Genomic DNA, 23806 nt, shown 5'->3' with positions numbered 1-23806 from the left:
CACCGGCTGCGCCGCACGGCTCCTTTCTCAGAACGACGCCGGTGCGTGAGGGCCGAACTCCTGCGGTCCGGCCTGCCCGCCGCGCTTGCGCTCGGCGGCTGCCTCGCCGTAGATGCGGGCGTACTTCGTACCCGCGGCGAGAAGAACGAGGCCCGCGGCCATGAAGGTGAACGCCTTCGTCATCGAGCCCATGTACTGCAGGTCGAAGATGAACAGCTTCACGAGCGCGCAGCCGACGAGCGCCAGACCCCAGCCCATCGACGCCGTCAGGTGACGCGGCCGGCTCAGACCGGACGTGAGGACGAGGGCCGCGAGCGCCAGCGACATCACCGTGATGGCGAGGTGCACGAGGAAGAAGCCTGTCGGTGCCTTACCGAAGACGCTCAGCATCGTCATGGCCGTGCCGACGATCCCGGCGAAACCGCCGACGACGAGCAGGAACTGGGCATACGTGGCGTCGAGCTTGCGTCCACGCACGGCGGGAACCGTGAGGGCTGCGAAGGCAACGAACATCAGCCCGGTGACGAGCGTCTGCATCGTCATGTCGGTGACGCGGCTGCGGTAGAAGAAGTCCACGTACGCGGTGACCGTCCCCTGCGCCATGAATCCGAGGAAGAACGCGATGACGGCGCCACCTCCGACGATCGGGCCGGGAACGCGAGCGTGCACGGCCATGAGCACGACGGCAATGACGAGGAACGGCATCGCGAACCAGTCGGCCTGGGCGGCAGAGACACCGGCGATGACGGCGCTGACACCGGCGAGCACGAGCGTCGCGATCCGAACGGTGGAACCGCTCGTCCGCAGGACGGCGAAGCCGCCGAGCGCCACGACGGCCATGATCGAGGCGACGAGGGCCGAACGCATTCCGGTTTCGAAGCCAGCGAAGACCCACAGCGGAATCCACGAGGCGGCCAGTGCCACCGGAGCGCCGATGGCGTCACGACGCGTGAGACCGGCCTGAACCGCGGTGAGCAGGCCGACGGCCGCGATCGTCGACGCACCGAAGACGAGCGTGCGGGTCGATGACGCCTCGAGCGCCACCCAGAACATGCCGGCGAACGACACGGGGATCGTGCGGGCGAGCGCCGTTTCGTCCCAGCCCTTGGTGATCTCGGGAATGGCACCGGCGATCTGGAGCACGGCGAGGAATCCGACCAACGTCGCCGTGATGCCGCCCGTGAGGTAGGGCGCAAGCGCCGCGACGCCGATCGTCACAGCGATGAAGAGCCACTTCTCGTCCCAGCGCAGAGCCTGGAAGCTAGCTGCCGCTGCGACGACGAGCGCGAGACCGAGGCCGGCCGTGAGCGGGATCCAGTCGTAGATGCGCGTCACGGCGACGACGTCGAAGAAGGCTCCGGCGACCGCAGTCGTGAGGAGAGCGACGGAACCGATGCGACCTCCCGGACGGGGCCGAACCCACTGCGCGGCAGCGGCGAGGGCACCGACGAGAACGGCGCCTCCACCGACACGGACCGGCGGGGTGAGGAAGCCCTCACGAGCGGCCATTGCGAGCAGAAGGACGACGCCGATGAGCGTCACTGCGATACCGGCGGCCGCGAGAAGCGCGGCCACCATCTGCTCGCGGCTGAAGCGCGGCTCACGCGGGGCCGGAGGAGTCGGCGTCTGATCGTAGGGCGGCCGGCCGGCGAAGCCGGCGCCACCGGGACCGCCGGGGGACATCGGACCGCCGGAGTGGCCGCCCTGGAACGGCGGGACGTACTGCTGAGCGCCCTGAGGCGGGATCGGGCCGCTCCACGGACCCTGGCTTCCGCGTGCGACAGCGTCCGCGTTGTTGCTGATGAGGGTCTGCGCGTGCTGCGGGTACTCGGTGTGCGACGGACGTGACGGCGCCGCCGCAACGTTCATGGGCTGCGGCGGTGGGAAGGACGTGGGGTGGTCGGGACGGGGGGCCTGGGGGGTGCCGTACGGCTGCTGTGTGTTCATGCCTCAAGCCTCGCGACGACGGGACTCGCGGGCCTGAGTAGTGCTACTCAGGTGGCCTGGGTGATCTGTGCACGCTCACCCGAGTGAACAGCAGCGTCAGTCGAGCCCGTTCTCCAGCGCGAAACGGGCGAGCTCGACGCGGTTGCCCAGTTGCAGCTTCCGCAGCGTCGAGGCGATGTGGTTGTCGACGGTGCGGTGGCTCAGGCCGAGGCGGGTGGCGATCTGCTTCGATGCCAGGCCCTTGGCGACCATGCGCAGCACCTCCGTCTCGCGGGGTGTGAGCACGGCAGTGGGATCGGGGCTTTCCTCGCGCTCGCGTCCGCGCAGTTCGGCGAGGACGAGGCCGGCCAGTTCCGGGGTGAAAACGGCGCGTCCCTGCGCCGTGTCGTGGACGGCCGTGAGCAGTTCCTCGGCGCCGGCGCTCTTGAGGAGGTAGCCGGACGCTCCGGCCCGGACGGCGTCGAGCACGTCCGTGCGCTCGGAGGACGCGGACAGCACGAGGATCTTGACGTCGTCGAAAACCGCGCGAATGGCCGTCGTGGCATCGGTGCCGTTGCCGTCGGGCAGGTTCATGTCCATGAGGACGAGGTCGGGCGAGGTTGCCTTGGCACGATCCACGGCCTCACGCACGGAGCCGGCCGCCGCGACGACGTCGTAGCCGTGCTCGCGCAGGTCACGCGCGACGGCGTCGCGCCACATCGGGTGGTCGTCGACCACCATGAGTCGCGTGGTGGGGGCGGCACCGTCGGAAGTCATGTGCCCATCCTCTCGCGCTGGCCCTCGGCAAGGTGACTCAACGCGGCAGCGTGAACTCCCACTCGACGCCCTCCCCCGGTGCTGCCTCGAGATACGCCCGGCCCCCGATCGACTCGACGCGTCCGACGATCGACCGGCTTACCCCCATGCGGCCTTGCGCCTTGGCTTCGGCGAGGCGGCCGTCGGGAATGCCGGGGCCGTCGTCGCGGACGGTGAGCGTCACCTCGTCGTCGAGGTCTTCGAGGAGGACGAAGGCCGTGGCGTGCTCCCCCGCGTGCCGCTCGGTGTTGGCGAGTGCCTGCTTCGTCGCGGCGAGCAACTCCCCAGCTCGAGCGGCGTCGAGGAGCACGGGCGCCGAACCTGCCGAGACGCGAACGCGGTCATCGGCCAGTGCGAGGAGCTCACGGCGCAGGTCGACCGGCGCGCCGTCTGTCGAAGCGTCCACCGGCGCGGACGATGAACCGGGTGCCGCGATCGGCGCTTCGTCGACGTCGGCGATGAGGGTGCGCAGCGCCCGTTCCTGTTCGGTGGCCAACTGCCCGAGGGCCGCGCCCTCCGCACCGAACGACGGGCCCTTACGCCCCATGAGCGCTAGCACCTGGAGCACGCCGTCGTGCACCTCTCGCGCGAGCCGCTCTCGCTCGGCCGCACGGGCACGCAGCTCGAGAGCGGCGACGAGTTGAGCGTGTGAGCGTCGCGCACCGACACCCCCGACACCGGCTGCGATGCCGGAACTCACGAGAATCGGCATCGTCGGCGAACGCACCATCCACGACAGATCGTCGCCGATGTGAAGGCTTGCGAGGGAAATACCGACGCCGGCGAGGAAGCCCGCCGTCACGCCCCACTGCATGCCGGCGGCCAGCACGGCGTTCGTGGCCCACATCGTCGTCGGCAGACTCTGGTTGTGGTCCCACCAGCTCGCGTCGGCGACGATCCACGTCGCGTACATGAGTCCGAGCGTCACGACGATGTCGCCCGCGACGAGCCAGGAACGCCACCGCGGGCGTGCGAACAGCGCGATGGCCACGACACCCGACCAGATGCACTGCACGGCGATGAGCGCCGTCGCGAGGTGCGGGCGCGTGTAGTGATCGACGGCGCCAGTGTGGATGAAGAGCGAGTACGCGAGGGTGAGCATCCGGAAGGCACCCTCGGTGGCCCACAGGTACTTCATCGGGTCGTCGGAGGCCGCCTGCTGGGCCTCGGCCTCGCTCGTCCGGCTCATCATCCGCAGCCGGGAAGCGGAAACGGGCGACGCCCCGAACCGCTGCTGCGATTCGGGGCGTCGTCGGGATCGGATCACTTGCGCTGCTCGGGGTACTCCACCCCGTAGCCCTGCTGACCAGGAGCCTGGAACGTGTTCGACTGGCCACCCTGCGTCGGGTACGGCATCTGCGACGGCGGCAGCTGCGGCTGCTCGTTGTACGGACGCTGCTGGCTCTGCGGGGCGTCGAACTGCACCGACGGAGCCTCCGCGTTCGTCATGTTGACCTGCGGCGCGCCCTTCGTGGCCTCGTCGGCCTCGTAGTACTCGGCCTTCGTCACACCGGCGGGGCCGGCCATGAACTTCGTCGGGATCGAGTCGACCTTCGAGTTCAGGTCACGCACGCAGGCGTTGTAGTAGCGACGCGCGGAGGCGATGCGGTCCTCGGTGGCCGACAGCTCGCCCATGAGCTGCTGGTAGTTCTGGTTGGCCTTGAGGTCCGGGTAGGCCTCGGAGACCGAGATGAGGCGACCTAGGGCCTGCGTCAGCTCGCCTTCCGCGGCGGCCGCGTCAGCGGCGTGGTCGGGCGAACCGTGCGTGTTGACGGCAGCGCCGCGAGCGCGGATGACGTCGTCGAGCGTCTTGGCCTCGTGCTGCGCGTAGCCCTTGACCGTCTCGACGAGGTTCGGGATGAGGTCGTGGCGGCGCGTCAGTTCGACATCGATCTGGTGCCACGCCTCCTGCACCGTGTTGCGCTGCTTGACGAGGCCGTTGTACATGACAACGGCAGCCACGGCGAGCGCGACGATGATGAGAAGAAGGATGATGACCCACGTCATGACAAGGCTCCAATTGAACGTGTGTGCCGGAGTATCAGCTTGGTTGGTTCGACCCTAGCCGAACAGTGCGCACCGATCACGCTGTGCGGGGCGGCCCGGTTCACCGACCGCGGCGCACCTTGAGCGCTTTGACGAGGTAGATCGTCGCCGCGAGCGCGACCAGACCCGTCATGAGGACGCCTGCGGCGGCGCCCAGACGCCCGGCGTTACCGCCCGATCCGTCGCCGTAGCCGTTGAGCACACCGGCGACGAAACCGTAGATCGACCACGCCCAGAACAGGACGGCGGCCACGGCCAGAAGGGGAACGGCGGCGGGATGCTTCATGGCGACGATCGTAGGGCGTGCTGCTCGGCTGCGGGCTCAGGCCTCGTCGAGACGCGCGAGGATCTGCTCGACCACCTCGGGGGCGGCGCCCAGCGGCTGGGTGACGATGTCAGCACCCGATCGGCGCAGCTTCTCGGAGAAGTGGCCCTCCCCGAGCAGGAGCGAGGCGACCGCGACGCGAGCACCGGGCCGGTCGCGGTTGGCGTTGACCGCGTCGGGCACTGCGGGCGTGCCGGCCGAACCGAACGCGACATCGACCTCGGCACCCCACGCCTCGGCGAGCAGGCGCGCCTGAGCGCGGGCGTCGGCCGCGGCCTCGAGCCGGCTGGAACCGGCGGCGGCCATGACAACAGGATCCCGGCGCTCGACGCCTGCTTCGGTCAGGCGTTGGACGAGCAGGTCGGCGATTCGGCGCGACGGACCCAGGGCGCCGGTCGAGCGGGCGTTCGGCCACGCATCGACGGCCTTCGCCACGTCGACACGGACGTGGTACCCGCCGCAGAAGAGCAGCGGCACGACGACGACCTCGTCGTAGCGGGGGGCGAGTTGAGCGACAACGTCGGCGACGCGTGGCTCCTGCACGTCGACGTAAGCGTCGGTGACATCGAGTTCCGGCCGTCGGTTGTGCACGGCGGCGACGAGGTCGAGAACGACCTGCCGGCCCCGTTCGTTCGCCGTCCCGTGGGCGACGAGGACGACGGCGCGTCGGGTCGATGCCCTGCTCGCCGCCGCTACTGCTTCGCCGGCGCTCGGGTTGGGCGTCACGAGGCGTCCCGACCGAGTTCGGCGATGACGAGTTTGACGAGCGCCCCGAGGCGGAAGCGCTCCGGTACGAGCGGTTCGATGCCGTAGGCACGCAGTGGCGCGGCCGTCGTGTCGCCCACGGCGGCTGCGCGGACACGCCCCTCCCGCAGTGCGGCGACGACCTCGTCCCGAACCCCGGCGAGGTGCGCTGCGGTGAAGAAGGCATCCGCGCCGGGGGCTGCCGTGAAGGCAATGGCGTCCACCTCGCCGCGCGCGACGAGGTGGGCGGCACGCTCGACGGCCTGCGGGTCGGGAGCCGGGCCCCAGCGGTAGACGACGAGCGAGACGACGTCGGCGCCCGAGTCGCGCAGTTGCTCGTCGACGCCGTCGGACCCTGCGCCGTGGTGCTGCACGGCTACACGCGTGCCGCGCAGATCGAGGGTCGCCAGATGACGCTTCACCTCGTCTGCTGTTTCACTTTCGGCACTCCAGGAGACCTCGAGCCCGGCGCCCTGAACGGCGCCGCGAGCCTTGGGGCCTCGGGTGAGGATGCGAGCGCCTGCGAGAGCTTCGACGAGCGCTTCGCGTTGCCCGGCCGCCTCGGCTGCCTCGAGCCACCCGCGAAAACCGATCGCTGTCGTGACAACGACGAGCTCAGGCTTCTTGTCGACGAGTTCCCCTGTCCGAGCGTTGAGTTCGGCATCGTCAACGTGAGGGACGTGCGACATGGTCGGCGCGTGGATCACCTCAGCGCCACGTCGTTCGAGTGCTCCGGCGAATTCCTCGGCCCGGCGCTGGGCGGTGAGGACGATGCGGCGTCCGGCGAGATCCTGCGTCATGGGCGCTCCCCTTCGATGTTGTGGCTGAGGGCTGCGATCTGCTCGTCACCGAGCGCATCGACGACGTCACCGATGACGATGACACTCGGGTTACCGATACCGCCCTCGGCGCAACGTGCGGCGATGTCGGCGAGCGTTGCCTTGACGACGCGTTGAGCCGGCGTCCACGCCCGGTGCACGACGCCCGCAGGCGTCGCGGGGCTCTTGCCCGCATCGACGAGCCCCGCAGCAAGCTCCGCGAGACGCCCCATCCCCATGAGGACGACGATGGTGTGGGGCCATGCGGCCAGGGCCGGGAGTGACAGGTCGTCGTGACCGGACAAGACGAGTACGCCTGCCGAAACACCCCGGTGCGTCACGGGGATTCCGCCGGCGAGCGGCGCAGAGACCGCGCTCGTCACGCCCGGAACGACGTCGACCTCGATGTCGTGTGCCCGACAGTGGAGGTACTCCTCGCCACCGCGGCCGAGCAGATAGGGGTCGCCGCCCTTGAGGCGCACGACGTACCGGCCGGCCCGCGCCTCGCGCACCAGGGTCGCGTTGATCTCGTCTTGCGGCACGGGGTGATGGTGCGGCGACTTGCCGACGTCGATGATGCGCGCCGAGAGGTCGAGGCTGCCCAGTTCGTCACGCGGACCGAGCCGATCGGCGACGATGACGTCGGCGCGCTCCAGCTCGCGAACCGCGCGCAGCGTGAGGAGATCGAGCGCACCCGGCCCACCGCCGACGAGGACGACCTTGCCCGCCATGGCCATCACTCCTTCGTCGCGTCGGGCGGCTCCCCGCCTCGAATGGGCCTTCGACGCTAGACGAGGTGGGCGCGGCGATTCCGAGCGTTCCGCAGATCGGATCCTTCCTCGCCATTCCGCCCGTTCTTGAGCGACCGTGTGGGCGTGTCTGACAACTCTTCAGGCGCTGTGGCGGTGCAACGAAGCCAGTTCCCGCTCGAGGTTCGCGCGGGCGGCGTCCTCCCAGAGGTCGTGGCCGAGTTCCGTGTGGAACAGCCGCTTCGCGCGTAGGAGGCCTTCGAGAACCTCGATGCGACCGGCGCGGAACGTGGCGTCGTCGAGGTGGTCGAAGTCGAGGCGCACGTCGCGGGCGTAGACGTCGTAGCGCCCGGCATTGGCGCCGAGGACGGCGAGATCGGCGTCACTCAGGAGCGCTCCGCGCTCGTCGCCGTCGGCCGGGTCGTGGGTGATCGTGAGACGCACGAGTCGCTCGACCTCCGCGACCTCGTCGGCGGGAAGGAGCGGCGTGAGCTGCTCGCGGGCGAGCTGAGCGGACGCCTCCTCGTCCTGGCCCGGGGCGCCGTCGTACACCGCGTCGTGGAACCAGGCGGCGAGCAGGACGCTGCGATCGTCGCAACCGAGGCGGGCGAGGGCGTCGAGCGTCCCGACGAGGTGACGCACGTCGTGGTAGTGCCGGTGCGGCTCGCTCCAGCGCTCGATGAGGTCGGCGCCGACCTGCGGCGCGCCGGGCAGGAGCTTCGGCCATGCGTCGCGCGCCCGCGTCGTCGCGGCCTTGCGCTTCGGGGTGCGCTCGGTGGCGCGCACCCGCATCCCGCCCTTGATGAGGCGACGGATGAGTTCCGTCTCGCGCACCGCCTCGGCTCCGGCGGCCACGAGGGCGTCGTACATACGCTCGGGCACGTCGTAGTGGTCGTGATCGAAGGCCGCGAGAGGGACGCCGTTGGCTGCGGCGAACTCGTGCAGTTCCTCGAGCGACGAATCGGAGACGAGGTGGCTGAAGATCGTGCCCCACGCGGGCCAGCGCGGCGGATCGATGAGGATGGCCATTCGGCCATTGTGCCCGGCGTGGGTTGCCCCGGCGGGCACGAAGATGGCGGGTGTGGCGTTCAGCGACGCGATCAGGCGAGGCCGAGGTCCTCCATCGAGAACGCGCTGACGTAGGTGAGGCCCTCGGCCTCGATCTTCTCCTTGGAGCCGGTGGCGCGGTCGGCGATCGTGGCGACGCCGACGACCTCGGCGCCTTCCTCGCGGCACGCGGCAACGGCTTCGAGTGGCGACGCGCCGGTCGTCGTCGTGTCCTCGACGACGAGCACGCGACGACCCTTGATCGACGGGCCTTCGATGCGCTGCTGAAGACCGTGCGCCTTGCCCGCCTTGCGGACGACGAACGCGTCGACACGCTCACCTGCGGCGGCCGCGGCGTGGAGCATCGACGTGGCGACCGGGTCGGCGCCGAGCGTCAGGCCACCGACGGCGACGTAGTCGAAGTCGGACGTCAGGTCGCGCATGACGCGACCGACGAGAGGCGCGGCCTCGCCGGAGAGTGAGATACGGCGCAGGTCGACGTAGTAGTCGGCCTCCTTGCCGGAGCTCAGCGTCACCCTTCCGTGGACGATGGCCTGGTCCTTGATGAGCTGCAGCAGCGCGGCGCGATCGGCGTCGATGTTCGTCATGGCAGCGATTCTAGGAAACGTCAGTCGCGCGGGCGGTGGCGGTTGCTCAGACGCGGGCTGCGCACGAGCGGGCGCGGCACGACGCGCAGCAGGCCGGTAATGGCCTTGTACTGGCGGCCGGGCACGGAGACGACCTTGCCTGCGTCGACGTCGGCGAGACCGTCGCGCACGAGACGGTCGACGTCGAGCCACAGCCGCTTGGCCAGCGGGCTGGTCTTGTCGACGGGGATCTCGCCGCGCTCGTGGAACTCCGTGTGTGTGAAGCCGGGGCACAGCGCGGTGACGGTGACACCCGTGCCGTGCAGCTGCGCCGCGATGGACTCGCTGAACACGGTGACGTACGACTTGGCGGCCGAGTACGTGCCGCTCGCCATGAAGCTCGCGACCGACGACACGTTGATGACGGCGCCACGTCGACGCTCGACCATCGCGCCCGCCGCGGCATGGGTGAGCACGACGACGGCCTTGACCATGACGTCGACCGACTCGATCTCCTTCTCGACAGGAGTGTCGAGGAACGAGGTCTTCACGCCGAAGCCTGCGTTGTTGACGAGGACGTCGACGGGTTCATCACGCCGACACACGCGCTCGGCGACGCGGCGCAGGTCGTCCGCGACGGCGAGGTCGGCTGCGAGCACCTCGACCTTCACGCCGTGGCGGGCTTCGATCTCGGCCTTGATCTCCTCGAGCCTCTCGGCCCGTCGGGCCACGACGACGAGGTCGTGCCCACGTGCGGCGAGTTGTTCGCAGAATTCCCGGCCGATCCCGGCGCTGGCTCCCGTGACGAGTGCTGTTGTCATGGCTTCACTCTGACATGCGAGAGGCGAGCGCAACGGGTCAATTCGGGTCATCCGGAACCCTAGACTTCGCACATGACGCAGATCACATGAAAGGTCATTGAGCGGCATGCCCGCCGCTACCCACCTTGGATCGAGGCCCTTGGGCGGCGGGGAGGAAGCCGAGGGAACCACCCGGAGGGAAGATGCCAGACCAAGTGACGGACCTTGACGGCCTCGGGGACTACCAGCCGCACAAGTCTCCGACGGGAGCACTGCTCACCATTGGCGTCACGGACATCTCCCTGTCCACCTTCGTCGTCGAGGCGGCAAAGGTGACGGACTGCCTTGCGGCCATCCGCCGATCTCCCCATCAGGTGCGTTGCGCAGGAGTCGGTGACATGTATCTGACCCCGAACGCAGCTCGCTCGTGGCAACTCACCGTTTGGGCCGACATTCCCTTGTGCCCCTTCACCCCACAGGACGCCTGGGCAACACTGATCGCTTGGCGACACCTCTTGCAAGAACCGCCCCTGGATCGACACCCCGATCGAGGTGGGGAGCACGTGTACGGCCCGTGGATCCACAACCGCCCAGTGCGCATCCGGAATCCCCGAAAGGGAGCGTTCGCCGCGCATCCCCTCACCTACTTCCAGGAGAGCCTCCCCGTCACGGTCGATGGGGCGGATTGGACGGAGTACATGTGGGACACCTGCTTTTCGGGGGTTGTCGGCGGCGCGTTCTAGGGTTAGGGCATGCGAATCGCCACATGGAACGTCAACTCCATCCGCACCCGCGTCGACCGCGTCGTCGCCTTCCTCGAGCGTCACGACGTCGACGTGCTCGCCATGCAGGAGACGAAGTGCAAGGACGAGCAGTTCCCCATGGCGCGCTTCGAAGAGGCCGGCTACGAGGTGGCCCACCACGGCCTCAACCAGTGGAACGGCGTCGCCATCGCCTCCCGCGTCGGGCTCGAGGACATCTCGATCGGCTTCGAGGACATGCCGGGTTTCGGTGACCCGATCGCGGCCGAGGCCCGCGCAATCGGCGCGACCTGCGGCGGCGTGCGCGCCTGGTCGCTCTACGTGCCCAACGGCCGCGAGATCGACCACCCGCACTACTCCTACAAACTCGAGTGGCTCGAACGGCTCCGTCTCGACGGCGCGAAGTGGCTCGCCGAGGACCCGTTGGCCCAGATCGCGCTCATGGGCGACTGGAACATCGCCCCCACCGACGAGGACGTGTGGGACATGGGCTTCTTCGAAGGCAAGACCCACGTCACACCGCCCGAGCGGGACGCGTTCCAGGCCATGATCGACGCAGGTTTCAGCGACATCGTGCGCCCCTTCACCCCCGGCCCGGGCACCTACACGTACTGGGACTACACGCAGCTCCGCTTCCCGAAGAAGCAGGGCATGCGCATCGACTTCGCCCTGTGCTCCCCCGCGCTCGCCGAACGCGTCGAGGGCGCGCAGATCGACCGTGACGAGCGCAAGGGCAAGGGCGCGAGCGACCACGCGCCTGTCATCGTCGATCTCGACTGACGCCGCACACATCGGGCGGCCACCGGGCAATGTCGGTACCGTCCCCGGCGCGCACAGACCGTTAGGTTGGAACGCGTGAGTGCAGTGGCCGAAGTGGACGTCGTCGTCGTCGGAAGTGGGTTCTCCGGCATCGGCATGGCCGTTGCCCTGAAGGCCGCCGGGCGCAGCTTCACCATCCTCGAGAAGGGTGACGAGATCGGCGGCACGTGGCGCGAGAACCGCTACCCCGGCGTCGCCTGCGACGTGCCCAGCCACCTGTACTCGTTCAGCTTCGACCTCAACCCGTACTGGTCACACACGTACTCGAGCGGCGACGTCATCCAGGACTACCTGCTTTCGGTCGTCGAGAAGCACGGCCTGCGTGAGCACGTGCGGTTCGACTCGTGGATGCAGGCCGCGGCCTACGACGACGCCTCCGGCACGTGGCAGGTCACCTCGATGGGAAGCGACGGCTCCGTCTCCGTCGTCACGGCCCGCGCCCTCGTGCTCGGCGTCGGAGCCCTGCACATGCCGCACATCCCGCTCATCGACGGTCTGCACACCTTCGGCGGCGAACTCATCCACACCGCGTCATGGCCGCAGGAGACGTCGATGTTCGGCCGCCGCGTCGGCATCATCGGCACCGGCGCGGCTGCCGTGCAGTGCATCCCGCCGCTCGCCGAGGACGCCGAGCACCTCACCGTCTTCCAGCGCAGCGCGCCGTGGATCATGCCGCAGAACAACGACGAGTACTCCGACGCGACGATCGACCGTTTCCGCCGCCACCCCGCCCTCATGCGCGTTCACCGTGAGGCGTTACGCCGCAAGAACGATCTGCGCGCCGTCGCGTTCGACAGCCACCCCAAGCTGCTCGAGATCGCCTCGCGCGAAGCGTCACGACACCTCAAGAACCAGGTGAAGGACCCGGACCTGCGCCGCAAACTCACCCCCGATTACACCATGGGGTGCAAGCGCGTCGTCCTCTCCGACACCTACTACCCCGCTCTCGTGCGCGAGGACGTCAGCGTCGTCACCGAGCCGATCGTCGCCGTCATGCCCGACGGCGTCGTCACCGAGGAGGGCACCGTCCACGAGCTCGACGCGCTCGTGCTCGCCACCGGCTTCGACCCCAAGGGTTCCTACGCGCACCTGCAGATCGCCGGACGTGACGGTCGTTCGTTCGCCGAGGAGTGGCAGAGCGGCGTCGAGTCCTACCTCGGCGTGACGATGGCGGGCTTCCCCAACCTCTTCATGCTGCTCGGACCGAACACCGGCCTCGGTCACACGAGCGTTCTGCTCATGGTCGAAGCGCAGATCGCCCACGTCATGCGGTTGCTCGACGAGCGCGACCGCCGCGGAGCGTCATCCGTCGAGGTGCGCCCCGAACTCGTGCCCGCCTTCACCCGCGAGATGCGCGAGCGCAGCGAACGATCCGTGTGGCGTCAAGGCGGCTGCACGTCCTGGTACCTCGATGACGACGGCGAGAACCGCACCTTGTGGCCCGGGGGCGTCGGCGAGTACGAACAGCGCCTCACACGGCCCGACGCGATCGACTTCCTCTTCACCTGACCTGGCTTCCGTCGCCGGGCGGCTGCCACGGGTCGTTCGGTGCTGGTGGAACGGAGCCAGGGCGCGGAACGTACCCCGGTGGCGGCTGCATCAGTATTGGCGGCACGAATCCGCGGATCGGCGGCATCTCCGGAAACGGCTCACGCGCTGAATCGAACTGCTCGGGCATCAGCTGCGAGCGACGAGACACCCAGGCGACGAAGTAGACGAGCGGGCCCAGCACCGGCAGTGCCCAGACGAGCGTGCGCCAGCGGCGCCACCCGTCGAACGTGTCGACGAGAAGCCTCGGCCGTTTGCGCAGGCTCGTCATCGCAGCATGTGACGTGATGAGCCAGAGCGTCAGGCCGCCGAACAGCACGACGGGGGCAAGGAAGAGCACACCGAACACAATGAAGTCGGCGCCGCCCTCCTGGATCTGGGTGTCGTCGAGGAACGTCATGGTCCGACGCTAGAGCGAGGCGGCTCGTCGATCCCGAGAGCAGCCTTCGGGCCTGTGGACAACGCTGCGCAGGCGTCGTTGTCCACAGGTGAGCGGCAATGTCAGCGCCTCAGGCGACGGTGCTTCCCGGGTCGATCTGGCTCCCTGCCACGACATCGGATCGCACCACACTGTCGTGCCCCACTACGGCGATCGCGTCGTCGTGGGCTCGCTTACCGGCGCTCGACGTTCCCACGCGAACGCCCGCGCGAACGGCGACGTTCGCATCGAGGATGGACGTGCTGACCACGGCCTCGCGCTCGATGACGCACGCGTCGAAGATGACGCTGTCCTCGACCACGGCACCTTCGCGCACGACGACGCCGGGGCCGAGCGTCGAGCCCCGCACCGTCCCGGCGATGTCGCATCCGGGCGAGATGACGCTCTCCTCGACCACGGCGCCCGCACGGACCCGCGCGGCGCCCCTGTTCGTCGCGAGCGTCCGCATCGGCCAGTCGACGTCGTCGAAGACACGCACGACGCCGCGCACGAGGTCACGGTGTGCCGCGAGGTACAGCTCCGGACGCCCCATGTCCTTCCAGTACCCCTCAAGCGGGTACGTGCGCACCAGGCCGTCCGCGATGATCTGCGGCAGCAGGTGCTCCGCGAAGTCACCGAGGCCGGTCTCGTCGACGGCGTCGTCACCCTTCCCGTCGTCAGGGCGGGTGGCCTTCTCGGCCTTGTCGAGGCCCAAGAGGAGGGCGTCCTTCTCGTACACGAAGATCTCCGCCGAGATGGTCGTGCTCTCCGGGTTCTCGGGCTTCTCCTCGACGCGCGTCACCTTGCCGGTGGCGTCCGTGATGACGACGGCCTTGTCGGAGGCCTGCGAGCGCGACACCTGCGTGGTGACGATGGTGCAGGCGGCCCCGGTCTCGAGGTGAGCCGCGACGACGTCGCGCAGGTCGAGGGCGAAGATCTGGTCGGCGCTCAGGACAACGACGACGTCAGCGTCCTCGCGCTCGATCTCCCGGCGGATGCGGTAGAGGTCGTCCGCGTTACCCGCTGCGAAGCCACCGGTGCGCACGGCGTCGACCTCGTCGGGCACGACGCGCCGGAAGCCGCCGACGTTGCGGTCGAGATCCCACGGCCGCCCGTGCTGGAGGTGCTCGTCGAGTGAACCGGCCTGGTACTGCACTGAAACCCACACCGAGCCGATGCCCGAGTTGGCGGCGTTCGACAGGGTGATGTCGATGAGTTGGTGAGTACCTCCGAAAGGCAGAGCCGGCTTCGCGCGGTCGGCGGTGAGCGCTCCCATGCGGGAGCCCTTTCCGCCGGCTTGGACGATGGCGAGCACCTTGGGTGCGCGGGGCAGGGGCATCGAGTCGGCCATGCGCCAATCCTGCCGGGCGCCACCGGCGTTCACAACCACTCGCCGGGGTGGGCGACGCGAGTCGTCACAGCCTCAGTCGAGGGGCTGCGCCGCAATCGCCTCGATGCTCGTGGCCGCCCCGCCCGCTCCCTCGAAGCCGAGGTGACGCCACGCCTCGTAGGCGACGACGGCGACGGCATTTGCGAGGTTGAGGCTTCGGTTACCCGGCGCCATCGGCAGGTGCACACGCTCGTCCGTAGCGAAGGTAGCGAGCATTTCGTCGGGCAAACCGGTTGCCTCACAGCCGAAGACGAGAACGTCGTCGCTGCAGTAGTCGACCTCGTCATACCGACGAGCGCCACGGGAGGTCAGCGCCAACCACCGGCCCGGGCACGCCTCGCGGGCTGAATCGAGGTCGGCATGAACGTGCACCTCCGTCAGCTCGTGGTAGTCGAGCCCGCCGCGGCGCAGGAGACGGTGGTCCATCGAGAAGCCCATCGGCTCGACGAGGTGCAGGCTCGCCCCGACGTTCGCCGCAAGCCGGATGACGTTGCCCGTGTTGGGCGCGATCTGCGGGTGAACGAGGACGATCTGCACGCGGCGAACCTAACGGATGCCGGCGTCACTTCATGTACTCCGAGGCCTGCTCGCGCAGCTCGATCTTGCGGATCTTGCCCGTCACCGTCATGGGGAACTCGTCCATGACACGCACGTAGCGCGGCACCTTGTAGTGGGCGAGGTTGCCGCTGCAGTACTCGCGTAGCGACTCCGCTGTGAGCTCCTCGGCGCCGTCCCGCAGGCGCACGCACGCCATGAGTTCCTCGCCGAAGCGCTCGTCGGGCACGCCGATGACCTGCGCGTCGACGATGTCCGGGTGGTTGTAGAGGAACTCCTCGATCTCACGCGGGTAGATGTTCTCGCCGCCGCGGATGACCATGTCCTTGATGCGCCCGGTGATGGCGACGTAGCCGTCCTCGTCCATGACGCCGAGGTCGCCGGTGTGCATCCAGCCGTCGACGATCGCCTCGGCCGTCTTGTCGTCGGCCTCCCAGTAGCCGAGCATCACCGAGTAGCCCTTGGTGCACAGCTCGCCGGGCTCGCCGCGGCCGACGACCTCGTTGGTCACGGGGTCGACGATGCTCACCTCGAGGTGCGGGCCGACGCGGCCGACCGTCTGCGTGCGCTGCGCGACGGTGTCGTTCTTGCGCGTCTGCAGCGACACCGGCGAGGTCTCCGTCATGCCGTAACAGATGGAGACCTCCTCCATGTGCAACTTCTCCATCACCTGGCGCATCGTGTGCTCCGGGCACGGCGAGCCGGCCATGATGCCGGTGCGCAGGCTCGTGAGGTCGAACTCGTCGAAGTTGTCGAGGGCGAGTTCGGCGATGAACATCGTCGGGACACCGTAGAGGCTCGTGCAGCGCTCGGCCTCGACGGTTCGCAGGGAGATGACGGGGTCGAAACCGGGCGCGGGGATGATCATGGCGGCGCCGTGCGTCGTGCACGCGAGATTGCCCATGACCATGCCGAAGCAGTGGTAGAAGGGCACCGGGATGCAGACGCGGTCGTCGGCTGTGTAGCTGCACAGCTCGCCGACGAAGAAGCCGTTGTTGAGGATGTTGCGGTGACTCAGCGTCGCGCCCTTGGGGAAGCCCGTCGTGCCGCTCGTGTACTGGATGTTGATGGCCTCGCCGTTGTCGAGACCGGCCTGGATCTCGCGAACGGCCGCGACGCCGCGCTCCCCCGCGTCGCGTCCGGCGGCGAACAGTTCGTCCCAGGCCCGCTCACCGATGAAGACGATGCGCGCCAACTGCTCGCACTCGTCCTTGACCTGCTCGATGATGCGCGCGTAGTTGCTCGTCTTGAAGTTCGGCATCGAGATGAGCGTGGAGATGCCCGCCTGCTCGAGCACGTACTTGAGTTCGTGGCTGCGGTAGGCCGGGTTGATGTTGACGAGGACGGCGCCGATCTTCGCGGTGGCGTACTGCGTCAGGGTCCATTCGGGGCAGTTGGGCGCCCAGATGCCGACTCGATCGCCCTTCTCGACGCCGGCTTCGAGCAGGCCCGCCGCGAGCGTCTCGACATCGGCGAGGAACTCGCCGTAGGTCCAGCGCCGGCCACTCTCGATGTCGACGAGCGCCTCGTGATCGGCGTAGGTCTCGACGGTGGCGTCGAGGTTGTCGCCGATCGTCTGCTCGATCAGCGGAGTGTCCGTCTCACCGCGCGTGTGACTGAGTGCGGCGTCCAGCGTTTCGGTCATCGTCAGCTCCCTATCGGCGCGGCGTCCGGGCCGCGCGCGCGGTGACTGGGGTCACAGGTCGGTCCGGCCAGTGAACCACATCACAAGGGTTCAGTTAATGGCTATTAACCGAAATTCTTCTGCTGTCTCAGCGCGACGGCGTGAGCGCGGCGAGCGCCATCTGACGCAGGACGCCGCGGGTACGCTCCCCCTGAGCCGCGGCGAGGGGGGTCGTGCGGCCACTGGAATGCGGTGTCGAGTTGAGGGCGCCGAACCCGGCGTGCGCTTTGATGCGTGCGCTCTCGACGGAGAGTTCGGGGTCGAGATCGCACAGAACGCGCACCCAGATCTCGACATAGCGGCGCTGCAGCTGACGCACCGTGTGGCGGGCGTCGGCGTCGAGGCTCGCGAGATCGCGCCCCTGCACCCGGATGAGTGCGGGCTTCGTCAAGGAGAAGTCGATGTGGAAGTCGACGAGCGATTCGAGCGCGGCCTGCGGAGTTGGTGCCGCCTCGACGACCGCAGAGCCGTGGGTGAGGAGGTACTCACTGATGCCGACAAGGAGCTCCTCGAGAACGGCTTCCTTGTTGGCGAAGTGTCGGTAGACCGCCGGGCCACTGATGCCGACGGCCTTTCCGAGGTCTTCGAGCCGGACGCCGGCGAGGCCGCGGTCGGCGATGAGTTCGGCCGCGGCGTCGAGGATCTGCTGACGACGCTCGGCCTTGCCGCGTTCGCGGGCGGTGCGCGTGTCCGCCGCCGCGTCGGTCGCCGTCATAACCGTCTCGCTCTCGGTCGCTGGAGATTTCAGTTAAGCACAGTTAACCGAAAAGACAGGTGAACCGTGCACACTCCAGCGCGCGCCCAGGGGCGCCGAACGCTGTTGCGGGGGCGCGCAGAGGTTGTTTCACGAAGCACGCGAGCGCACGGAAGGCGGCGGACCACGGCCCTGACACATCGATCGTCAACGGCGACGAGCAAGAGAACAGCGGCGGCCCGCACGGTCCAACTCGTGGCGACGACCCTCGCCCTGACGAGTTGCGCCGCCGCGAGCAGCGACGGGCAGCCGCGAGCCCCCAAGGGGCACACTCCCACCGAGGGATCGACGAGGCTGTCAGCACACGCATCGTCCGGCCCGGGCGTCGCAGGCCGGCTTTTGGACCTGAGCAAGGTGCGCAAGGGGGATGTGTTCACCGTGGACCAACTCGATCGGCTCGACGCGGCGGCTGCCCGGCGGGCCGGGACCGTCACGACAACGAAGATGTATCGCGACGATGCTCTCTCGCAGGACACCACGCTCGTGACATACGTCGACTGCTCACACAAGAAGGCGTTCGTCCAACGTGACGACGAACTCCTCGTCCTGGAACGAGAGGGCAAGCCCTTGCGCGACCCCGATCACGTGGTCGCCTTCGCCACAGTCTCCGACGCCTGCTCACCTCCGCAGGGCCAACGGTCAACGGAGGAGTTCGTCGTCACGGCCACCGACGACAGCAGCGTCACCCTGACGAGGCGGCAAGCGACCGACCACCCTGAGCGCATACGACCGGTTCGCGTTTACGCGCGCACAGAGGCTCGCCTCACCGAGATGCACGAGGAGAAGACTGTCGGCGACGAGAGACGGACACGGGGTCGGTGGACGTTCGCGTACGGCGAGAAATTGCCAGTCCCCCAGGCGCCCTCCGGGTGGGTGACCGCGTCGCAATCACGATGATCGAGGCACATTGACCGAAGCTGGTCTGGCCGTCACGGGCACCCTCGGCCCAACCCGCCCTCCGCGGTCCTCACCCGAGACGGGCGAAAGGCTCCGCGTAGGTGTACGTGCCGCTCGGAACGTCGGCTTCGTCGCCGAGGGCGCACGCCTGGAAGTATGCGCCCCATGCAGGGTCGGCGGCGATGCCGAAGTGCGAGGCCGGGACGAACCCGAACCGGGCGTAGTAGCCGGGATCGCCCAGCAGGACGACGACCCGCTCACCGCCCTCCGTCGCGCGGCGTAGGAGTTCGCGGACGAGGGCCGCGCCCACGCCGCGCCCTTGGAACGTCGGGGTCACTGCGATCGGGCCGATGCCGAGCGCGGCCACTCCGTCGACGTCGCCCCAGGTCGCCACGGCATAGCCCACGGGGGCGTCGCCGCTGCTCGCCACGAGCGCGAAACGAGACTCGTACGCGTCGCTTTCACGCAGCCAGCCGACGAGAGTGGCCTCCCCCGGCGCTCCGTCGGCCTCGACGGGCGGGGCGCTGTGCTCGGCCGCCGCGAACGCCTCGGCGACGAGTTGCCGCACGGCGGGAGCGTCTGCCGCAGTCTCTTCGCGAATGTCGATGTCCACGCGGGCATCACACCATGTTCTACCGATGCTGCTGGACGGGGTCGGAGCGACAGCTCCACGAGCGGCGGCCTTCCTCGCACCGCGTCGCCGCGCGGCTCCGAGCCTCGACAACGCGCACGTGGCGACACAAAACCGTGACCACTCGAACCGTTCCGCCCCGATCGCGACGGCGTTACGCTCCCCTCAAGAGCCGGTCGTGGTACCGGACACGAGGAAAGGCACACACCATGGTGTTCTGGTCGATCGTCATCGCCGCCATCGTGATCACACTCGCGCTCGCATGGAACAAGGACCGCAAGCGCCGCACGATTCGCTCCAGCCCAGACGGCTTCGGCAACCACGCCGAACAGCGCTTCCTCGAAGAGGATCACCCCGTCACCGTCCACTTCGGACCAGGTGGCGGCACGGGGCCGGCGAGCACCCGCCAAGGCGAGGGAAGCAGCATCAGTTACTACGGCACGCATAGTTCTGGCGGCAGCAGCGGCGGCTTCGGCATCACACCCTGAAGCCCACCCCCGGACGGCCCCGAACCCTCACGGTTCGGGGCCGTTTCGCATGCCCGTCGAGTCGACACTCGCGCGGAGTCCCACACATTTCAGTTAATTGTGATTAACTGAGTTCGCGAGTGACCCACGTCACGACGTGCTCAACGGCGCGCACGGATGCGACGTGACGTCACTCGCCCCGACCGCCTTCCGACCCACCGACACCGGGGAGCGAACGCATGGCCCTCGATCACGCCGCGAACCGAGCAGAGCACCGGCGCCTGCTCGAGGAGCTCGACGGCAAACTCCGCACCGCAGCCCGCGGTGGCAGCGACAAGGCCCGCGAGCGTCACGTCAGCCGCGGCAAGCTGCTGCCGCGCGACCGCGTCGAAACGCTCCTCGACCCGGGCAGCCCCTTCCTCGAGATCGGCGCCCTCGCCGCCGACGGCATGTACGACGACGAGTGCCCCGGCGCCGGCGTCATCGGCGGCATCGGCCGCGTCGAGGGGCGCGAGTGCGTCATCGTCGCGAACGACGCCACCGTCAAGGGCGGCACCTACTACCCGATGACGGTGAAGAAGCACCTGCGCGCGCAGGAGATCGCGCGCGACAACCACCTGCCGTGCATCTACCTCGTCGACTCCGGCGGCGCGTTCCTGCCCAAGCAGGACGAGGTGTTCCCCGACCGCGAGCACTTCGGCCGCATCTTCTACAACCAGGCCACCCTCTCGGCGAAGGGCATCCCGCAGATCGCCTCCGTCATGGGATCGTGCACCGCCGGTGGTGCCTACGTTCCGGCGATGAGCGACGAGACGGTCATCGTGCGCAATCAGGGCACGATCTTCCTCGGCGGTCCACCGCTCGTGAAGGCTGCCACGGGTGAAGTGGTCACGGCCGAGGATCTCGGCGGTGGCGATCTGCACTCCAAGACCTCCGGCGTCACCGACCACCTCGCCGACGACGACCACGACGCGCTGCGTCGCGTGCGCAGCATCGTGCGCACCCTGGGCCCGAAGGCCGAGGTTCCGTGGCGCATGGTGGAGCCGCGCCCGGCGAAGCACGACCAGGAGCGCCTCTACGACGTCGTGCCGGTCGACCTGCGCACGCCCTACGACGTGCACGACGTCATCGACACCATCGTCGACGACGGCGAGTTCCACGAGTTCAAGGCCGAGTACGGCAAGACGCTCGTCACGGGCTTCGCTCACATCCACGGCCACCCCGTCGCGATCATCGCGAACAACGGTGTTCTCTTCGGCGAGAGCGCCCAGAAGGGCGCGCACTTCATCGAACTCGCCGACAAGCGGAAGACGCCGCTGCTGTTCCTGCAGAACATCACCGGCTTCATGGTCGGGCGCGAGTACGAGGCCGGCGGCATCGCGAAGCACGGCGCGAAGATGGTCACCGCCGTCGCGTGCGCCCGCGTGCCCAAGCTCACCGTCGTCATCGGCGGCTCGTACGGCGCGGGCAACTACTCGATGTGCGGTCGCGCGTACTCGCCGCGTTTCCTCTTCATGTGGCCGAACGCCCGCATCTCCGTCATGGGCGGCGAGCAGGCGGCGTCGGTGCTCGCGACGGTTCGTGGCGACCAGCTCGAAGCGGCCGGCACGCCGTGGAGCGACGAGGACGCCGACGCCTTCAAGGAGCCCATCCGTCAGCAGTACGAAGACCAGGGCAACCCCTACTACTCCACCGCGCGCCTGTGGGACGACGGCGTCATCGACCCGGCCGACACGCGCGACATCGTCGGCCTGGCCCTCGGCGCGTGCGCCCAGGCCCCGCTCGACGATGTTTCCTACGGCGTTTTCCGGATGTGATCTGAGATGAACGAGAGCACGACGACCACGGCCCAGGCGCCCGGGCAGCGCGCCATCACGAGCGTCCTCATCGCCAACCGCGGCGAGATCGCGGTGCGCGTCATCCGCACGCTGCGACACATGGGCATCCGCTCGATCGCCGTCTACTCCGACGCCGACGCCGAGGCGCTGCACGTGCGTGAGGCCGACGACGCCGTGCGCCTTGCCGCTCCCGAGCTGCTCGAGGGCGCCTCGAAGGAGCGCTACCCCGAGGGCCGGCCCAAGAACCCGTACCTCGACATCGACCGCGTCATCGCCGCGTGCCGCCTCACGGGCGCCGACGGCGTCCATCCCGGTTACGGCTTCCTCTCCGAGAACACGGCCTTCGCGGCCGCGTGCGAGGAGAACGGCATCGCCTTCCTCGGCCCGAGCGCGCACGCGATCGAGACGATGGGCGACAAGATCACCGCGAAGAACGCCGTCATGGCGTTCGACGTGCCGGTCGTGCCGGGCATCGCGCGCCCCGGTCTCACCGACGACGAACTCGTCGCTGCCGCGTCCGACGTCGGCTTCCCGGTGCTCATCAAGCCGAGCGCCGGCGGTGGCGGCAAGGGCATGCATGTCGTCGAGCGCGCCGAGGACATGGCCGACGCCGTGGCCCGCGCCCGCCGCGAGGCCGCCACGAGCTTCGGCGACGACACGCTCTTCCTCGAACGCTTCGTCCTGCGCCCGCGCCACATCGAGGTGCAAGTCATCGCGGACAAGCACGGCAACGTCATCCACCTCGGTGAGCGCGAGTGTTCGCTCCAGCGCCGGCACCAGAAGGTCATCGAGGAGGCGCCCTCGGCCCTGCTCGACGCCGAAACGCGTGCTCGAATCGGCGAAGCAGCCTGCAACACAGCACGATCCGTCGACTACGTGGGTGCGGGAACGGTTGAGTTCATCGTCTCGGCCGACGCGCCGGACGAGTTCTTCTTCATGGAGATGAACACCCGCCTGCAGGTCGAACACCCCGTCACGGAGCTCGTCACGGGCCTCGACCTCGTCGAGCTCATGGTGCGCGTGGCCGCCGGTGAGGAACTGCCGTTCACCCAGGACGACGTCACGCTCACCGGCCACGCCGTCGAGGCGCGCGTGTACGCCGAGGACCCGGCCCGCGGCTTCCTGCCCACCGGTGGCACGGTCGTCGGGCTCGACGAGCCGCAGGCCGCGAACCTGCGCATCGACTCCGGCATCGCCCGTGGCACCGTCGTCGGCTCCGACTACGACCCCATGCTGAGCAAGGTCATCGGCTACGGCGAAGACCGCGCCGCTGCTCTTGCCTCGCTCGACGAGGGCCTGGCGAAGACCCACGTGCTCGGCGTGACGACGAACATCGACTTCGTCCGCTTCCTCCTCGCCGACGACGACGTTCAAGCCGGACGCCTCGACACCGGCCTGCTCGACGCCCGCGTCGGCGACTACGTGGCAACCCCGGCCCCCGACGACGTGCTCGTCGCCGCTGCGGCGACGCTGCTCGCGCCTTCTTCCGACGCCGAAACCACCCCGACGGGGGCTCAGGCCGTGTGGCGGGGCATCGACGGCTGGCGCGTCGGCGGACGCCGCAGCGCACGGACGGTGCGCTTCGAGGTGGCCGACGCCGAGACCGAATCGGGCACGAGCGTCACCGAAGTCGCCCTCGTCTCGACGAAGGACGGCGGCGAGGAGGTCACGCTGCGCCGCGGTCTGCCGCCCCAGCAGGCGAGCCAGCCGCAGGCCGACGCCGCGAGCAGCGACGCCACTCGCGCCACGATCATGCGCCGTGACGGCTCGGGCCGTCTCGTCATGACGACGGCGGGGCTGCGCCGCACGTTCAGCACCGAGGTCGTCACCGACAAGCAGGGTGTGCGCACCGTGTGGGTCGGCTCGCCCGAGGGCACGTTCGCGGTCAAGGAGGCCAAGCACGTCAGCCTCCACGGTGACGCGGCGGCCGCGGCCGGCGACGACATCAAGAGCCCGATGCCGGGCGCCGTCATCGCGGTGCAGGTGGAGAACGGCGACGAGGTGAGCGCGGGCCAGACGATCGTCATCGTCGAGGCCATGAAGATGGAGCACTCGCTCACCGCGCCCATCGACGGCACCGTCGAGATCCTCGCCCCCGCCGGCACCCAGGTGGCCGTCGACGAGGTGCTCGCCCGCATCACCCCACCCGACGCCACCTGACCGATCACCCGCGGCGCGTCACGCGC

Annotated in this window: 23 protein-coding genes; 6 read left to right on the top strand and 17 right to left on the bottom strand. The window is 68.9% G+C overall.

Features of this window, described 5'->3' with window-relative positions; all coding sequences use genetic code 11:
* Positions 1 to 27: 27 nt before the first annotated feature.
* The 11 genes from EVU97_RS05545 to EVU97_RS05495 form a co-directional block, all read right to left on the bottom strand.
* Entirely contained in the window at positions 28 to 1947 is a 1920-nt protein-coding gene (locus EVU97_RS05545; protein ID WP_129664189.1) for a DUF2339 domain-containing protein, read from the bottom strand.
* A 96-nt stretch (positions 1948 to 2043) separates the two neighbouring features.
* A complete protein-coding gene (locus EVU97_RS05540; RefSeq protein WP_129664187.1) occupies positions 2044 to 2703 on the bottom strand; it encodes a response regulator transcription factor in 660 nt (219 codons plus the stop codon).
* Positions 2704 to 2740: 37 nt separating this feature from the next.
* Entirely contained in the window at positions 2741 to 3931 is a 1191-nt protein-coding gene (gene macS, locus EVU97_RS05535) for a MacS family sensor histidine kinase (RefSeq protein ID WP_165357890.1), read from the bottom strand.
* A gap of 74 nt (positions 3932 to 4005) precedes the next feature.
* Entirely contained in the window at positions 4006 to 4749 is a 744-nt protein-coding gene (locus tag EVU97_RS05530) for a LemA family protein (RefSeq protein ID WP_047310458.1), read from the bottom strand.
* Positions 4750 to 4849: 100 nt separating this feature from the next.
* Complete coding sequence (locus tag EVU97_RS05525; RefSeq protein ID WP_047310459.1) at positions 4850 to 5074, bottom strand: hypothetical protein; 225 nt, start codon at positions 5072 to 5074, stop codon at positions 4850 to 4852.
* A 36-nt stretch (positions 5075 to 5110) separates the two neighbouring features.
* Entirely contained in the window at positions 5111 to 5839 is a 729-nt protein-coding gene (locus EVU97_RS05520) for a sirohydrochlorin chelatase (protein WP_129664183.1), read from the bottom strand.
* Positions 5836 to 6657 carry a uroporphyrinogen-III synthase gene (locus EVU97_RS05515; protein WP_129664181.1) on the bottom strand — a complete coding sequence of 274 codons (822 nt, stop codon included), beginning with the start codon at positions 6655 to 6657 and terminating at the stop codon, positions 5836 to 5838. Before EVU97_RS05515 ends, EVU97_RS05520 begins: the two co-directional genes overlap by 4 nt.
* Entirely contained in the window at positions 6654 to 7406 is a 753-nt protein-coding gene (gene cobA / locus EVU97_RS05510) for a uroporphyrinogen-III C-methyltransferase (protein WP_225911048.1), read from the bottom strand. Before cobA ends, EVU97_RS05515 begins: the two co-directional genes overlap by 4 nt.
* A gap of 159 nt (positions 7407 to 7565) precedes the next feature.
* Positions 7566 to 8453 (bottom strand): DUF4031 domain-containing protein, encoded by an 888-nt coding sequence (locus EVU97_RS05505; protein WP_129664177.1) that lies wholly within the window; start codon positions 8451 to 8453, stop codon positions 7566 to 7568.
* 71 nt (positions 8454 to 8524) lie between these two features.
* The gene (gene pyrE, locus EVU97_RS05500) at positions 8525 to 9079 is read right to left on the bottom strand and encodes an orotate phosphoribosyltransferase (RefSeq protein ID WP_129664175.1); all 555 of its coding nucleotides are present in this window, start codon (positions 9077 to 9079) and stop codon (positions 8525 to 8527) included.
* A gap of 20 nt (positions 9080 to 9099) precedes the next feature.
* Positions 9100 to 9879: an SDR family oxidoreductase gene (locus EVU97_RS05495; RefSeq protein WP_129664173.1), complete on the bottom strand. Its 780-nt coding sequence runs from the start codon at positions 9877 to 9879 to the stop codon at positions 9100 to 9102.
* 731 nt (positions 9880 to 10610) lie between these two features.
* On the opposite strand from EVU97_RS05495, the gene EVU97_RS05485 reads away from it, so the two are divergent.
* Together EVU97_RS05485 and EVU97_RS05480 are read left to right on the top strand one after the other, a co-directional pair.
* A complete protein-coding gene (locus tag EVU97_RS05485) occupies positions 10611 to 11399 on the top strand; it encodes an exodeoxyribonuclease III (protein WP_129664169.1) in 789 nt (262 codons plus the stop codon).
* A 75-nt stretch (positions 11400 to 11474) separates the two neighbouring features.
* Positions 11475 to 12947, top strand: coding sequence for an NAD(P)/FAD-dependent oxidoreductase (locus EVU97_RS05480; RefSeq protein ID WP_129664167.1), 1473 nt, complete (start codon positions 11475 to 11477; stop codon positions 12945 to 12947).
* On the opposite strand, the gene EVU97_RS05475 is transcribed toward EVU97_RS05480, so the two are convergent.
* From EVU97_RS05475 to EVU97_RS05455, 5 genes are all read right to left on the bottom strand, one after another.
* Positions 12940 to 13386 (bottom strand): hypothetical protein, encoded by a 447-nt coding sequence (locus EVU97_RS05475; protein ID WP_129664165.1) that lies wholly within the window; start codon positions 13384 to 13386, stop codon positions 12940 to 12942. The genes EVU97_RS05480 and EVU97_RS05475 overlap by 8 nt on opposite strands.
* A gap of 109 nt (positions 13387 to 13495) precedes the next feature.
* Positions 13496 to 14755 carry a glucose-1-phosphate adenylyltransferase family protein gene (locus EVU97_RS05470; protein WP_240730139.1) on the bottom strand — a complete coding sequence of 420 codons (1260 nt, stop codon included), beginning with the start codon at positions 14753 to 14755 and terminating at the stop codon, positions 13496 to 13498.
* A 72-nt stretch (positions 14756 to 14827) separates the two neighbouring features.
* Positions 14828 to 15331 carry a tRNA (cytidine(34)-2'-O)-methyltransferase gene (locus EVU97_RS05465; protein ID WP_129664163.1) on the bottom strand — a complete coding sequence of 168 codons (504 nt, stop codon included), beginning with the start codon at positions 15329 to 15331 and terminating at the stop codon, positions 14828 to 14830.
* A gap of 25 nt (positions 15332 to 15356) precedes the next feature.
* A complete protein-coding gene (locus EVU97_RS05460; protein ID WP_129664161.1) occupies positions 15357 to 16994 on the bottom strand; it encodes an AMP-binding protein in 1638 nt (545 codons plus the stop codon).
* A 127-nt stretch (positions 16995 to 17121) separates the two neighbouring features.
* Positions 17122 to 17748, bottom strand: coding sequence for a TetR/AcrR family transcriptional regulator (locus tag EVU97_RS05455; RefSeq protein ID WP_129664159.1), 627 nt, complete (start codon positions 17746 to 17748; stop codon positions 17122 to 17124).
* A 234-nt stretch (positions 17749 to 17982) separates the two neighbouring features.
* Between EVU97_RS05455 and EVU97_RS05450 the strand changes: the two genes are divergently transcribed.
* Positions 17983 to 18684 carry a hypothetical protein gene (locus tag EVU97_RS05450; RefSeq protein ID WP_129664157.1) on the top strand — a complete coding sequence of 234 codons (702 nt, stop codon included), beginning with the start codon at positions 17983 to 17985 and terminating at the stop codon, positions 18682 to 18684.
* Positions 18685 to 18754: 70 nt separating this feature from the next.
* On the opposite strand, the gene EVU97_RS05445 is transcribed toward EVU97_RS05450, so the two are convergent.
* Positions 18755 to 19297: a GNAT family N-acetyltransferase gene (locus tag EVU97_RS05445; RefSeq protein WP_240730138.1), complete on the bottom strand. Its 543-nt coding sequence runs from the start codon at positions 19295 to 19297 to the stop codon at positions 18755 to 18757.
* A 227-nt stretch (positions 19298 to 19524) separates the two neighbouring features.
* Here EVU97_RS05445 and EVU97_RS05440 point away from each other — a divergent pair, with 227 nt between their 5' ends.
* From EVU97_RS05440 to EVU97_RS05430, 3 genes are all read left to right on the top strand, one after another.
* Positions 19525 to 19803, top strand: a complete 279-nt coding sequence (locus EVU97_RS05440) for a hypothetical protein (RefSeq protein WP_129664155.1) — start codon at positions 19525 to 19527, stop codon at positions 19801 to 19803.
* A 218-nt stretch (positions 19804 to 20021) separates the two neighbouring features.
* Positions 20022 to 21599: a carboxyl transferase domain-containing protein gene (locus EVU97_RS05435; protein ID WP_129664153.1), complete on the top strand. Its 1578-nt coding sequence runs from the start codon at positions 20022 to 20024 to the stop codon at positions 21597 to 21599.
* A 6-nt stretch (positions 21600 to 21605) separates the two neighbouring features.
* Positions 21606 to 23780 (top strand): biotin carboxylase N-terminal domain-containing protein, encoded by a 2175-nt coding sequence (locus tag EVU97_RS05430; RefSeq protein WP_129664151.1) that lies wholly within the window; start codon positions 21606 to 21608, stop codon positions 23778 to 23780.
* The last annotated feature ends 26 nt before the right edge of the window (positions 23781 to 23806 follow it).

The sequence above is a fragment of the Dermacoccus sp. 147Ba genome (assembly GCF_004151355.1).
GTDB classification, from domain to species: domain Bacteria; phylum Actinomycetota; class Actinomycetes; order Actinomycetales; family Dermatophilaceae; genus Dermacoccus; species Dermacoccus abyssi.
This window is presented reverse-complemented; position numbering and strand designations above follow the sequence as displayed.